The organism is Enterobacter cloacae complex sp. I3, assembly GCF_014896175.1.
Taxonomy (GTDB): domain Bacteria; phylum Pseudomonadota; class Gammaproteobacteria; order Enterobacterales; family Enterobacteriaceae; genus Enterobacter; species Enterobacter bugandensis.
The window spans coordinates 1-13,739 of the sequence record NZ_JADBQZ010000022.1; the positions used below are offsets into that span (position 1 = coordinate 1).

General features: G+C 53.6%; 13 protein-coding genes and 2 tRNA genes. 10 read left to right on the forward strand and 5 right to left on the reverse strand.

The genetic code is table 11. From position 1 onward, the window contains the following. The first annotated feature begins 133 nt into the window (after positions 1-133). Together IM271_RS17190 and dkgB are read left to right on the forward strand one after the other, a co-directional pair. A tRNA-Asp gene (locus IM271_RS17190) sits at positions 134-210 on the forward strand. Between the two features lie 160 nt (positions 211-370). Further along, the gene (gene dkgB, locus IM271_RS17195) at positions 371-1,174 is read left to right on the forward strand and encodes a 2,5-didehydrogluconate reductase DkgB (protein ID WP_028015602.1); all 804 of its coding nucleotides are present in this window, start codon (positions 371-373) and stop codon (positions 1,172-1,174) included. 28 nt (positions 1,175-1,202) lie between these two features. On the opposite strand, the gene yafC is transcribed toward dkgB, so the two are convergent. Beyond that, complete coding sequence (gene yafC, locus IM271_RS17200) at positions 1,203-2,108, reverse strand: DNA-binding transcriptional regulator YafC (RefSeq protein ID WP_028015603.1); 906 nt, start codon at positions 2,106-2,108, stop codon at positions 1,203-1,205. A 104-nt stretch (positions 2,109-2,212) separates the two neighbouring features. Between yafC and IM271_RS17205 the strand changes: the two genes are divergently transcribed. The 3 genes from IM271_RS17205 (at position 2,213) to IM271_RS17215 (ending at position 5,174) form a co-directional block, all read left to right on the forward strand. Then, positions 2,213-3,388, forward strand: a complete 1,176-nt coding sequence (locus IM271_RS17205; protein ID WP_126327425.1) for an MFS transporter — start codon at positions 2,213-2,215, stop codon at positions 3,386-3,388. A 136-nt stretch (positions 3,389-3,524) separates the two neighbouring features. Next, positions 3,525-4,325: an endonuclease/exonuclease/phosphatase family protein gene (locus IM271_RS17210; RefSeq protein WP_028015605.1), complete on the forward strand. Its 801-nt coding sequence runs from the start codon at positions 3,525-3,527 to the stop codon at positions 4,323-4,325. A gap of 75 nt (positions 4,326-4,400) precedes the next feature. Further along, positions 4,401-5,174 carry a class I SAM-dependent methyltransferase gene (locus IM271_RS17215; RefSeq protein WP_192986375.1) on the forward strand — a complete coding sequence of 258 codons (774 nt, stop codon included), beginning with the start codon at positions 4,401-4,403 and terminating at the stop codon, positions 5,172-5,174. Between the two features lie 52 nt (positions 5,175-5,226). On the opposite strand, the gene mltD is transcribed toward IM271_RS17215, so the two are convergent. Together mltD and gloB are read right to left on the reverse strand one after the other, a co-directional pair. After that, positions 5,227-6,591 carry a murein transglycosylase D gene (gene mltD / locus IM271_RS17220; protein WP_041911175.1) on the reverse strand — a complete coding sequence of 455 codons (1,365 nt, stop codon included), beginning with the start codon at positions 6,589-6,591 and terminating at the stop codon, positions 5,227-5,229. A 68-nt stretch (positions 6,592-6,659) separates the two neighbouring features. After that, positions 6,660-7,418 (reverse strand): hydroxyacylglutathione hydrolase, encoded by a 759-nt coding sequence (gloB, locus tag IM271_RS17225; protein WP_059357725.1) that lies wholly within the window; start codon positions 7,416-7,418, stop codon positions 6,660-6,662. Between the two features lie 32 nt (positions 7,419-7,450). Here gloB and IM271_RS17230 point away from each other — a divergent pair, with 32 nt between their 5' ends. After that, on the forward strand, positions 7,451-8,167 hold the full coding sequence (locus tag IM271_RS17230; RefSeq protein ID WP_028015609.1) for a class I SAM-dependent methyltransferase: 717 nt from the start codon (positions 7,451-7,453) through the stop codon (positions 8,165-8,167). Here IM271_RS17230 and rnhA read toward each other — a convergent pair whose 3' ends face one another. Then, positions 8,168-8,635 (reverse strand): ribonuclease HI, encoded by a 468-nt coding sequence (rnhA, locus tag IM271_RS17235; RefSeq protein WP_193052927.1) that lies wholly within the window; start codon positions 8,633-8,635, stop codon positions 8,168-8,170. A gap of 64 nt (positions 8,636-8,699) precedes the next feature. On the opposite strand from rnhA, the gene dnaQ reads away from it, so the two are divergent. Both dnaQ and IM271_RS17245 read left to right on the forward strand, forming a co-directional pair. After that, positions 8,700-9,431, forward strand: a complete 732-nt coding sequence (gene dnaQ, locus IM271_RS17240) for a DNA polymerase III subunit epsilon (protein WP_028015611.1) — start codon at positions 8,700-8,702, stop codon at positions 9,429-9,431. A gap of 132 nt (positions 9,432-9,563) precedes the next feature. After that, positions 9,564-9,640, forward strand: a tRNA-Asp gene (locus IM271_RS17245). Between the two features lie 37 nt (positions 9,641-9,677). On the opposite strand, the gene IM271_RS17250 is transcribed toward IM271_RS17245, so the two are convergent. Continuing rightward, positions 9,678-10,610 carry a DMT family transporter gene (locus IM271_RS17250; protein ID WP_193052928.1) on the reverse strand — a complete coding sequence of 311 codons (933 nt, stop codon included), beginning with the start codon at positions 10,608-10,610 and terminating at the stop codon, positions 9,678-9,680. Between the two features lie 101 nt (positions 10,611-10,711). Between IM271_RS17250 and IM271_RS17255 the strand changes: the two genes are divergently transcribed. Next, positions 10,712-11,626 carry a LysR family transcriptional regulator gene (locus IM271_RS17255; protein ID WP_041911171.1) on the forward strand — a complete coding sequence of 305 codons (915 nt, stop codon included), beginning with the start codon at positions 10,712-10,714 and terminating at the stop codon, positions 11,624-11,626. A gap of 144 nt (positions 11,627-11,770) precedes the next feature. Beyond that, positions 11,771-13,717 carry a TonB-dependent copper receptor gene (locus tag IM271_RS17260; protein ID WP_193052929.1) on the forward strand — a complete coding sequence of 649 codons (1,947 nt, stop codon included), beginning with the start codon at positions 11,771-11,773 and terminating at the stop codon, positions 13,715-13,717. Positions 13,718-13,739: the final 22 nt, after the last annotated feature.

Here is a 13,739-nt window from a genome sequence, read left to right on the forward strand (position 1 = left end):
CCGAACTCAGAAGTGAAACGCCGTAGCGCCGATGGTAGTGTGGGGTCTCCCCATGTGAGAGTAGGGAACTGCCAGGCATCAAATTAAGTAGTAAGCCGGTGCATAAATCCGGTGGTTACAAGCAGTCTTCGGTGGAGCGGTAGTTCAGTCGGTTAGAATACCTGCCTGTCACGCAGGGGGTCGCGGGTTCGAGTCCCGTCCGTTCCGCCACTTATTAAAAGCCCTGAGTTAACGCTCAGGGCTTTTTTCATATCTGTTGATTAATTATTGCGAAATTAGCAAAAATCCTCTGCGTTTTACGATCTTTTTCTCTATAACAGCGCAAGCGATAATCGTCCTCAGTTAACGAACATAACGATTGAGGAATATTATGACTCTCCCTGCATTTGGTCTGGGCACTTTCCGCCTGAAAGACGACGTTGTTATCGCATCAGTTAAAACCGCTCTTGAACTTGGCTATCGCGCAATTGATACGGCACAGATCTATGAAAACGAAGCTGCCGTTGGACAGGCTCTTGAAGAGAGCGGTGTACCGCGTAATGAACTGTTCATCACCACCAAAATCTGGATCGAAAACCTCAGCAAAGACAAGCTCATTCCAAGCCTGAAAGAGAGCCTGAAGAAACTGCGTACCGACTATGTCGATCTGACGCTGATCCACTGGCCGTCACCGAACGATGCCGTTTCTGTGGAAGAGTTCATGCAGGCGCTGTTGGAAGCGAAAAAGCAGGGCTTAACCCGTGAAATTGGGATCTCCAACTTCACGATCCCGCTGATGGAAAAAGCCATTGCCGCAGTTGGCGCAGAAAATATTGCGACAAACCAGATCGAGCTGTCTCCATACCTGCAAAACCGCAAAGTCGTGGACTGGGCAAAACAGCACGGGATCCATATTACCTCTTACATGACGCTGGCCTACGGTAAGGCTCTGAAAGACGAGGTAATTATCCGTATCGCAGAGAAACATAACGCGACTGCTGCGCAGGTTATTCTGGCATGGGCAATGGGTGAAGGCTATGCCGTGATCCCATCATCAACCAAGCGCGAAAACCTGGCCAGTAACCTGCTAGCGCTGGATCTTCATCTGGATGACGATGATAAAAAAGCGATCGCAGCACTGGAGTGCAACGACCGCCTGGTGAGCCCGGAAGGTTTAGCCCCTGACTGGGATTAATAAGACCCTCCCTCTGTAACCTGAACCCTCACACAGCTCCTCCGGGAGCTGTTTTTATATGCTCGCTCAGGAAGTCGATAAAGGCGCGTATGCGGGTGCTTACCGCTCTGTCGCTGTAATACACCGCGCTGAAAGGCATCTCTACCGGCAAACGTTTATCGGCCATTAGCTCTACCAGTTCACCCCGCGCTATCTCTTTATCAATCATATAGTCTGACAAGCAGGCGATCCCATTCCCTTCCAGGCAAAGCTGCTTCAGCGTTTCTCCGCTGTTAGACGATAATCCGCAGGTAATTTCATGAAGCTGGCCATCATGACAGGCAACAGGCCAGGTGTTCAGCGACACCGGCTCCGTAAAGCCCAGGCACAGATGCTGCTTCAGTTCTTCAACCGTCTCCGGTTTACCATGTTCAGCAATATACTGTGGCGACGCGATAATTTTACGATAGCTGGCAAACAGCGGGCGGGCCCGCAGGCTGGAATCCGTCAGGGTTCCCGCCCGAATAGCCACATCCACTTTCCGCTCGATGAGGTTAATAAACGTCTCGGACGAGACCAGAGAGAGCGTCATCTCCGGATAGCGTTCACGGAAAGGTTTGATTAACGGCATCAGAAAATGAAGCACAACCGGCGTGGCAGCATCAATGCGCAGCAACCCGCGCGGCGTGCTGCGGGTTTCCATAATCTCCGTCTCCGCTGCGGCCATCTCCTGCAGCACCGACTGCACGCGACGGAAATAACGTTCCCCTTCTTCCGTCAGGCTGAGCTGCCGCGTCGTTCGGTTGAGCAGACTCACCCCAAGCTTCATCTCCAGCTTTTTCACCGAACGGCTAATGGCCGAGTTAGCCTGTCCCAGCTGCTCGGCTGCGCGGCTAAAGCTGCCGCTTTCGACGACGGCGACAAAGATTGTCAGCTCTTCAGACGTTGCTTTCATTGTTGCACCACCTGCAAAATTCTATTGATATTTTGACCATTTTTGTTATTTAAGCACTGGCGCATACTGCCTGTCATCTTAATCCTGATGATACGGAGTATTTTATGCCACTGGCGCTACTTGCCCTGACGATCAGTGCCTTTGCAATTGGCACGACCGAATTTGTTATCGTGGGACTGGTTCCCACCATCGCTAACCAGCTTGCCATCTCGCTGCCCTCAGCCGGGTTACTGGTGTCTATCTACGCCCTGGGCGTTGCCGTCGGCGCGCCGGTGCTGACGGCCCTGACCGGACGTTTTCCGCGTAAGCAGCTGTTAGTCGCGCTGATGGTGCTGTTTACCGCCGGGAACGTTCTGGCCTGGCAGGCACCGGACTACACAACGCTGGTGATTGCCCGCCTGCTGACCGGTCTGGCACACGGCGTGTTCTTCTCGATTGGTTCCACCATTGCAACCAGCCTGGTCCCCAAAGAGAAAGCGGCTTCAGCGATCGCGATCATGTTCGGTGGGTTGACCGTCGCACTGGTCACAGGCGTACCGTTGGGAACGTTTATCGGACAGCATTTCGGCTGGCGTGAAACGTTCCTGGCCGTCTCCTTACTGGGCGTTATCGCTCTGGTGACTAGCCTGCTGCTGGTACCATCGAATATCCCGGGCCGGGCGAGCGCCAGCCTGCGCGATCAGCTGAAAGTGCTTACTCATCCGCGTTTGCTTATCATCTATGCGGTTACGGCTCTGGGCTATGGCGGCGTATTCACTGCCTTCACCTTCCTGGCACCGATGATGCAGGACCTGGCGGGCTTCTCCCCGAATGCCGTGAGCTGGATTTTGCTGGGATACGGTATTTCTGTGGCCATTGGCAATATCTGGGGCGGTAAGCTTGCGGATAAGCATGGTGCGGTACCGGCGCTGAAATTTATCTTCGCCGCCCTGGTGGTTCTGCTGATAATTTTCCAGTTCACGGCTTCAATGCAATACGCCGCGCTGGTCACGGTACTGGTGATGGGGATCTTCGCCTTCGGTAATGTGCCAGGGCTTCAGGTTTACGTTGTCCAGAAAGCCGAGCTCTATACGCCGAATGCGGTGGATGTGGCATCCGGTCTGAATATTGCCGCTTTTAATATTGGTATCGCGCTGGGCTCCATTATTGGCGGACAAACCGTCGAACACTTCGGATTAACCCAGACCCCATGGATTGGCGCGGTGATTGTCCTGGTCGCCTTCCTGCTGATTGGCCTGAGTGGACGCCTCGATAAGCCAGCCCGCGTAGCGCTGGGATAACATCAGTAAGTGCTTGCTTACAAAACTGGAAAGCGGTTTCTCAGAAATTGCGTTGAAAGTGTGACCTAAAGTCCCTATAACATTAGAACCAGTCCGTTTTCAGGGCTGGTTCATGTTACAGGGGCTGTTTCCAAAAGTGCGAAAAAATACCTATGCCATGCGTTATGTTGCCGGAATGCCCGCGGAGAGGATCTTACCTCCGGGGTCGTTTGCGAGCATAAGCCAGGCATTACCCGCCGGCACACCGTTAAGCAGCGATGATAAAATCCGGGTTCTGGTCTGGAATATCTTCAAGCAGCAGCGCGCGGAGTGGTTATCGGTACTCAAAAATTTTGGAAAAGATGCCCACCTGGTTCTGCTCCAGGAGGCGCAAACTACCCCTGAACTGGTACGGTTTGCCACCACGAATTACCTTGCTGCCGACCAGGTGCCGGCATTTGTTCTGCCGCAGCATCCCTCTGGCGTAATGACGCTTTCTGCTGCCCATCCGGTCTACTGTTGCCCGCTCCGCGAGCGCGAACCTATCCTGCGTCTGGCGAAATCAGCGCTGGTGACGGTCTATCCTCTGCCGGATACCCGTATGCTGATGGTCGTCAATATCCACGCGGTAAACTTTAGCCTCGGCGTGGATGTGTATAGTAAGCAGTTACTTCCTATTGGCGATCAGATTGCGCATCACAGCGGGCCCATCATCATGGCAGGCGATTTTAATGCCTGGAGCCGTCCGCGCATGAATGCGCTGTATCGCTTTGCGCGCGAAATGTCGCTGCGTGAAGTTCGCTTCAGTGATGACCAGCGTAAAAAAGCTTTTGGTCGTCCTCTCGACTTTGTCTTCTATCGCGGTTTGAGCGTGCACGACGCCTCTGTACTGGTGACGCGCGCTTCGGATCACAACCCTCTACTCGTTGAATTCAGTCCCGGCAAACCTGATAAATAATGGTGTGTCAGGTCTGCCGTGGGGCAGGCCGCGCGGGTGCTGCCCTTTTATTTTTAACCAACAAAGGACAGTACGATGACAACAACACACTCCCATCATGACAACGTAGAAAAACAGTTTGGTTCTCAGGCAAGTGCTTATCTGAGCAGCGCCGTGCATGCTTCAGGTCGCGATCTGGTGCGTCTCGGTGAACGTCTGGCGGCATTCCCGCAGGCGCACGTGCTGGACCTGGGATGTGGGGCAGGGCACGCCAGCTTTACGGCTGCGCAGCAGGTAGCCCACGTTATCGCATATGATTTATCGAGCCAGATGCTGGACGTCGTTGCTGAGGCGGCGAAAGCGAAAGGGCTGAACAATATTGATACGCGGCAGGGCTATGCGGAGTCTTTACCGTTTGATGACGCGTCGTTTGATGTCGCGATCAGCCGGTATTCCGCACACCACTGGCATGACGTCGGCCAGGCATTGCGCGAAGTCAGACGTGTTCTGAAGCCGGGGGGCACCTTCATCATTATGGACGTGATGTCTCCCGGACATCCGGTGCGTAATATCTGGCTGCAAACGGTCGAAGCGCTGCGCGACACCTCGCACGTGCAAAACTACGCCAGCGGAGAGTGGTTATCGTTTATCACTGAAGCCGGGCTGATAGCGCGTTCGTTAATAACAGACCGTTTACCGCTGGAGTTCAGCTCCTGGATAGCCCGTATGCGTACCCCGGAGGCGTTAAGCCAGGCAATTAGGCTTTACCAGGAGAGTGCGTCCGCAGAGGTGAAGGCGTACTTTGAACTGCAGGCGGATGGCTCATTTACCAGCGATACCATCATGGCGGAAGCGCAAAAAGCGGGATAAACAAAAAAGGCACCGAGGGGAATCGGTGCCTTTTTATCTTTCGATCGTGTTATCAGGAGTCTGGCGTGGCGCTGTTCTTTACAAACAGCGTCAGCTGGTCGCCCGGTTTCAGATTGTCAGTATCATTATTCCAGCGCATCACATCTTTGATGTTCACGCCGTGTCGTTTTGCGATACTGGACAGTGAATCGCCTTTGCGCACGCGATAGGTGATGCTATCGCTGTTGCTGGCGAGACGCTGTGCGCTGTTACCTGCACCCACCGTCAGTGTCTGACCCACCTTCAGCCCAGAGCTGCGCAGATTATTCCACTGCTGCAGATCTTTCGCCGTCACGCCAAGACGTGAGGCAATGCCTGAAAGGGTATCCCCTGAACGCACCTTATAGCTGCGGCTGCTAACGGATGAAGCATCGGCGATCAGCGTTGACTGAACGGCGGCAATTTCACCCGATGCTAAAGACTCACGTAACTGCGCCGCATGTTTCTGCGGAACCATCACATACTGCGGGCCGCTTGCCCCCAGCGTCGAGCCTTTAACGCCTGCATTAAAGGTTTTCAATTTACTTACCGACATACCCGTCATATCAGCAACTTGTTGAATATCAACCGGATTGCTGAGGCGAACGCGCGCCAGTGCACGACTTTCGTCTGGTGTTGGCAGTTGTACGCCGTAACGCTTGCTGTTCTTGAGAATATCGCTCAAGGCCAGCATCTTCGGTACGTAAATCTTCGTTTCCTGTGGCAGTGAGAGCGACCAAAAATCGGTGGATTTACCCCGTGCTTTATTCGCTTTCATTGCCTTCAGTACACGACCTTCGCCACTATTATACGCTGCGACCGTTAACAGCCAGTCGCCGTCAAACATCTTGTTCAGACGTTGCATCATGTCGAGAGCGGCTGTCGTTGAAGCGACAACATCGCGACGCGCATCATAGTTGCGGGTCTGTTTCAGACCATAGTTTCGCCCGGTGCTCGGAATGATCTGCCAAATGCCTGCGGCATTGGCGCCAGACGTCGCGTGTGGGTCAAAAGCGCTCTCCACTATGGGTAGGAGTACCAGCTCCATAGGCATGTTACGTTTTTTAACTTGCCCGGCTATCCAGTACATATACGGCTCTGCCCGTAACGTTACATCGTGGAGATAGCTCTTATTTCTTAAATACTTCTGTTTCTGTTCGCGAATCCGGCTGTTTTCCGGAATTCCCATCTTTAGCTCGTCGCCAATAGAGGTCCACAAGTCTTGCTCCTGCGCGAAAGATGTCCCATCGTCCATCCAGCGCGCCGAACTTGTAAACTTCCCTGCTTCCCCTTGACCAGCTGCAGAAAGGCTCTGTGCGTGCTGTTGTACGTTGCTGCCGTTCTGCGACTGGCAACCTACAAGCAGGACAGAGGCGAGTAATATCGCTTTTGCCTTCATGTGTGTGTCAATAGTTGCTTAAAAGACGAGCGATGATAACGGCGAAATTTTGAAAAGGCAACCCGCATTTATCTGAAGTTATCTTTCTTTGACCTTAACCATGCAAATCGCTGTTCAGGTTGTTGCAAATTTGTTTCTTGGTTAATTTTATTAATTAAATCAATATCATCTGTTCGTAAAAATAAATTAATCTGGCGCTCATTTTTCAGAATTACGGGCAGTGTATTTTGGTTTTTTGCACGTAACTCCTTCACTTTGTGATAATAATCCTGAATCGCCCGATCCTCAGGTAAGAGGCTTGCAGCAAACTTCATATTTCCTAATGTATACTCATGGGCGCAACAAATAAGGGTGTCATCCGGTAACGCACTTATCTTTTGTAAAGACTGATACATCTGTTCCGGCGTGCCTTCAAACAGTCTTCCGCAGCCGCCAGAGAACAAAGTGTCGCCACAAAAAAGATAAGGTTTGCTGTAGAAACACAGATGTCCCAAAGTGTGACCCGGTGTAGCAAATACGGAAAACTCCCACTCGTGGATGAGGATATTTTCGCCTTCTTCGACTACTTGCGTCGTTCCCTTATTTTGTGTCTCAGCCGGTCCGTACACCACAAGATGCGGAAATTGGGCGCGCAGTTCCTGCACGCCGCCAGTATGATCGTTATGATGATGCGTCAACAGAATGGCGTCAGGCTGCCAGCCGTTATCATTTATGGCGCGCAGTACAGGGGCGGATTCGCCGGGATCGACAATGACGCATCGACGATCGTCATCGACCAAAACCCAGATGTAATTGTCCTCAAAAGCGGGAATACTGATAAGATTCATACATTACCTCTTATAGCGTGGCGGGTGTTTTGATGAAACCGGCAAGGATACCTCAGACTGTCGCAGCACCGGAACGTTGGGCGGAATTGCCCTGGGGTGAATACTATCGCGAAGCACTGGAGCAGCAGCTGAAGCCCTGGCTCGCGAAAATGTATGGCTTTCACCTGCTTAAGATTGGCAATCTCAGCGCGGAAATCAATACCGAAAGCTGCGCTATCTCACATCAGGTTAACGTCTCTCTCGGCGGATCGCCGGTTCAGGTGAAGGCAGACCCGTTGCATCTGCCATTTGCAGAGAAATCCGTTGATGCATGCCTTCTTGCACACGCGTTGCCCTGGTGCAGCGATCCTCACCGTATGCTGCGTGAAGCCGATCGCGTTCTGATTGATGACGGCTGGCTGATCCTCAGCGGATTCAATCCGCTGAGCCTGATGGGGCTGCGCAAGCTGGTACCCGTGCTGCGCCGAACGCCACCCTATAACAGCCGAATGTTCACCATGATGCGCCAGCTCGACTGGCTTTCACTGCTGAACTTTGAAGTGCTCTGCTACGGCGGTTTTCAGGTACTGCCGTGGGCGCGGAAGGGGGGAGTGTTGTTAAGCACGCATTTGCCCGCCTTAGGCTGCATGCAGTTTATCGTCGCGCGTAAGCGAACCATCCCCCTTACGCTTAACCCGATGAAGCAGAGCAAATCGAAAACGCCTATCCGGCAGACCGTTGGCGCAACGCGGCAGTACAGAAAGCCCTGATCAGGATTCAGGCTGGTAGCCTGTATCCTCATGGGCCGGGTTTAAAGCCGCCGCGCGCGCCAGTTCGTCGCAGCGTTCGTTCTCAGGGTGACCAGCATGCCCTTTTACCCATTCCCATTTTATTTGGTGCTGACCTAATGCCGCATCCAGCCGCTTCCAGAGATCGACATTTTTAACCGGCTTTTTATCCGCAGTTTTCCAGCCGCGTTTTTTCCAGTTGTGGATCCACTGGGTGATACCCTGGCGCACGTACTGGCTGTCGGTACTGAGCACCACGTCGCAGTGTTCTTTTAAGGCTTCCAGCGCCACAATGGCCGCCATCAACTCCATACGGTTGTTGGTGGTCAGGAAATAGCCTTCGCTAAAAGTTTTTTCATGCTGGCGATAGCGCATAATCGCGCCGTAGCCGCCGGGCCCTGGGTTGCCGAGACAAGATCCATCGGTGAAAATTTCTACCTGTTTACGCATCTCTGGTAGACTTCCTGTATTTGAAACGTTCAGTTAAACGATAAGTCTGACATAAATGACCGCTATGAGCACTGCAATTACTCGCCAGATTGTCCTCGATACCGAAACCACCGGTATGAACCAGATCGGCGCGCACTACGAAGGGCATAAGATCATTGAGATCGGTGCCGTTGAAGTGGTGAACCGTCGTCTCACGGGGAACAACTTCCATGTGTATCTCAAACCCGATCGGCTGGTGGATCCAGAGGCGTTCGGCGTTCACGGTATTGCCGATGAGTTCTTGCTGGATAAACCGACCTTTGGAGAGGTGGCAGACGAGTTTCTGGAGTACATCAAAGGCGCCGAACTCATCATCCATAACGCCTCGTTCGATATCGGCTTTATGGACTATGAGTTTAGTAAGCTCCATCGCGATATTCCGAAAACAAACACCTTTTGCAAAGTGACCGATAGCCTGGCGCTGGCGAGGAAGATGTTTCCCGGCAAGCGTAACAGCCTCGATGCGCTCTGTTCACGTTACGAAATAGACAACACCAAGCGAACGCTGCACGGGGCATTGCTCGATGCCCAGATCCTGGCCGACGTCTATCTGGCAATGACCGGCGGACAGACGTCGATGAAGTTCAGCATGGAAAATGAGTCACAGCAGACGCAGGGCGAAGCGGGCATTCAGCGCGTTGTCCGTCAGGCAAGCCGCTTGCGGGTTGTTTTAGCCAGTGATGAAGAGCTACTTAACCATGAATCCCGTCTCGACCTGGTTCAGAAGAAGGGCGGAAGCTGTATGTGGCGCGCCTGAAAAAACGCCACAATGCCTGTAAAATCATCGGTTGGGTGAATTTTGCAGCAAACGATTCAAAACGTGAGAAAAAGCGTTGACGAGATCGGAGGCACACCGTAATATGCGCCTCGTTCCCCAAGCGGGAACAGTGGAGCGGTAGTTCAGTCGGTTAGAATACCTGCCTGTCACGCAGGGGGTCGCGGGTTCGAGTCCCGTCCGTTCCGCCACTATTCAGGCCCACGTTATTTATAACGTGGGCCTTTTTCATATCTGTACTTTTTCGTCTGCGCGTTCGATCTTCGCGACTTTCCTTTGCGAGGCGCGAGAGCAGAGGGCAATGCCAAACAGAATCAGTACCGTGCTGACCAGATGATACGAATGCAACGTAACGTGCAGGAACATCACGCTGAACAGACCGCCGCTCAGCGGAATAAGGTGGGAATAAATCTCCCCGCGGGTTGCACCGATAGCCGCAATGCCTTTATTCCACAGCAGGTAAGAGAGCCAGGAAGGAAAGACCACCAGGTATATCAGCCCGCTTAAAAAGCCCGGTGCGGTATAGGCCGTCCAGTCAGGTAAGCCGGTCTTTATCAACGATATCGCCAGTACCGGTAACAACACCAGGGCACCGAGGACCGCGCTCACGGCCACAAAGGCATTCCCACCGACGCTTTTCGGCTTCATCCGCAAGAAAGCACAATAAACGGCCCAGCTGGCGGCAGAGCCCATGGTCCAGATATCGCCGCGATTCAGATTTTTAAGCGTATCCAGATGCAGCAGATCGCCCTGCATGACCAGCCAGACGACGCCCAATGAACTGAGAACAACGCCAGCAATATTCTGTACTGATATTTTCTCTTTAAAGACCAGCTTATTTATCAATAAAACCAGGGCAGGCGTCGTAGATAAATAAATAGCTGCATTAAGAGATGAAGTATATTGCAGGCCGATATACAGCGTGAGTGGGAACATAACCTGTCCGCACAGCGCAAGAAATATGATCGTACCTTTCGCCTTTTTCATCATCGGCCACTGGACGCGAATCTGTCTGATATAAAGCATCGATAAAAGAAGAGCCGTAATTATCCAGCGTGCGGCGGATAATATAATCGGGTCTGCATGCGCCACCAGTAAATGACCGACGACATAATTACCCCCCCAAAAACAGGCCGCGAGACTGAGTAAAAAATAGGGCATAGAGGCTCCTGATAATAAACATTTTGTCTGCCTTTAGAGTACTGCCGGTGCAGAATTAAATGCTAATATAATATTTTCATCTCACGGTATTGGCTGAAACTATGAAGTTTACTCTCAGGCAACTTGAGTTCTACATTGCGTTAGCGGAAACATTACAAATTTCCAAAGCGGCCAGCCGTTGTCATATATCGCAATCTTCCATGACGGTCTCTATGCGCAACCTGGAGGAGGCGGTGAATGCCCCTCTCTTTATCCGTCATGCAAAAGGGATCCAGTTAACTCCCGTCGGCGAGCGATTTCTCAATCATGCCCGCAAGATCCTCCACGATAGCCGCGCGGCGGTGGAGGATCTCCATCAGCAGCCTGAGGCGATTAACGGCGTCGTGCGCATCGGCATTGCCGAAACCCTTTCCGCTTATCTGCTGCCCAATCTCTGGGGCGATATCGCGCAGCGTTTTCCGCTGCTGGAGACGGCATTTCATGAGGCGCCCGCATCGCAGCTGCTTCAGGCCTTGCGTCAGGGAGATCTCGATTTTTGTCTTTTGCTGACCTCCAATATCAGCCACGATAGTACGCTTGAGGTCGAAACGTGGATCCGTTCGCCGCGCCGGTTATGGACCGCCATTGGCCATCCTCTTCTCAGCGTGCCGGAGCTTCGGTTAAAGGATGTGGAAAAGGCACCATTCCTGTTGCTGGTGACGGACGACTATCCCGATGTGATATCCGACTACTGGCAAAGCAGGGGCTGTCATCCTGACATTCATTTTCGCACCAACTCCTTTGAGGCGATTCGAAGTCTGGTCGCGCAGGGAAAGGGGGTGACGATTTTATCCGATCTGGTCTATCGCCCGTGGGCGCTCGGCGGTCAGCGCGTGATCCGGCGCACCATTGACGACTGCATTACCTATATGGATGTGGGCATCGTCAAAAACGTCGGGCAGCCGCTTTCGCCGGCCTGTTTGCGGTTGATGGATTTTTTACGACAGCAAACGGCACGCCTGGGCGAAGCGCGCTGAACTGCGTCCCTGAGATTTCCGTTATCCGCCAGATATTTCCTGATTTCCCTGAGGGCCTTCTTGCCCGCAGGTCGTGTATTCCGCTGCTGGGGATGAAGACAATAAGCGCCTTGCTTATTTTCTTTACCGAAACGGAATTGTGCTATGTCTGGTATCACCGCGAGCGGTATTCGTTCCCTGCTCGCCTCCCGTCCACTCTTGTTGGTTCTCTGCTGTGCCACCGCTTTGCCGGCATACGCTGAAGAGTCGATGACCGTTGAGGGGTATTATCGCGATCCCGCGTCATTTATTGCTCCGGCTCATACTCCAGCACAACAATTGCCTGCCAGCGACGGTGCGGGCGCGCTAAAAAACATCCCGGGTTTTTCCGTACTGCGCAGCGGCGGGAGTAACGGCGATCCGGTGTTGCGCGGAATGTTCGGTTCCCGGCTGACGCTGCTTGCAGACGGCGTCAGCACTCAGGGGGGCTGCGGCTCGCGCATGGATACCCCAACGGCCTATATCACTCCGCAAAGTTACGACACGATAACCGTCATCAAAGGCCCACAAAGCGTGCTCTGGGGGCCAATGGGGTCCGCCGGAACATTGCTTTTTGAACGCCAGCCGGACTATTTCAGCGTACCTGAGCTAAAAGGCAGCGCTGAGCTGCTGCGGGGCGCTAACGGACGCGCGGATCAAAACCTTAATCTCGCGTTTGGCGACCCGCGCGGCTACGTCCGCCTGGACGGTAATCATTCGGAGGCGGATGACTACCGGGATGGTCATGGCAATCGCGTGCCGGGCCTGTGGCGCAGATGGAACAGCGGCGTCACGGTTGGGCTCACGCCTGATGAGGACACGCTGGCGGAGCTAAGCGTGGGAGCCAGCGACGGTAAAGCCCGCTATGCGGGTCGGATGATGGATGGTAGCCGCTTTGCCCGTAAAAGCGCGGCGCTAAAACTGGAGAAATATCACCTGAGCGAGCACGTCAGCAAACTTAGCTGGCAGCTCTATGCCAATGATACTGACCACATCATGGATAACTACAGCCTGCGTCAGCCCGTTGGACCGAAGCGTAAGTCTGAAGTTGGCGGCGTGGTGATGGGCAGCCGCCTTGCCGGCGTGTGGGAAGATGAAACCACTACGCTTACCGCCGGCGCGGACGTAATGCGTAAAAGTCACCGTAAAAAAAGCGCGGGATCGTGGCGTGACGATGCCCGTTTTACTCAGGCGGGTTTGTTTAGCGAATGGCGCCAGTCCGTCACGGCGGACGATACGGTCATCGTGGGGGCGAGACTGGATAGCATTCGCGCGGACGATCGGCGCAGCGCGCAAAATAGCTCCCGGCACGACCACCTGCCCGGCGCATTCACGCGCTATGAGTATCGCGTACCTGACGCACCCGTCATGCTTTATAGCGGCATCGGTTATACCGAACGTTTTCCTGATTACTGGGAGCTATTTTCCGGCAGGGCTGGAGAACAAAGCTTTCGTCAGCTGAAAACAGAAAAGACCCTGCAATGGGATAGCGGCGTGCAGTTACACGGCGACAAGGTTAGCGCCTGGGCATCGGCCTATGTCGGGCGAACTACCGATTACATTTTGTTTGATTATAGCCGCACGCCGTCGCAGGCCAGCAACATCAATGCCGCCGTAATGGGCGCGGAGACGGGCGCAAGCTGGAGCCTGACGCCCAACTGGGCACTGACGGGAAGCCTGAGCTACGCCTGGGGCGAGAATCGTAGCGATAAACAGCCGCTGCCGCAGATGCCGCCGCTCGAAGGGCGGCTGGCGCTGGACTATACCGGGCAACAGTGGCGCACCGGATTACTGTGGCGTGTGGTTGCGCCGCAGCATCGCGTGGCGCAAAACAAAGGTAACGTCACCGGCCAGGATCTCGGCCCGAGCGCGGGGTTTGGCGTGCTTTCGTGGAGCGCGGGCTACACATTTAACGACCATTTTGAGTCCCGCGTGGGTATTGAGAATCTGTTCAATAAATACTACAGCGAGCACCTCAACCTGGCGGGCGCCAGCCAGTTCGGATACGCCGCAAATCAGCAAATCCCTGAACCGGGGCGCGTGTGGTGGCTGGCGATGACATACCATTTCTGATCCTGAGCGTCATTGCTGAGAG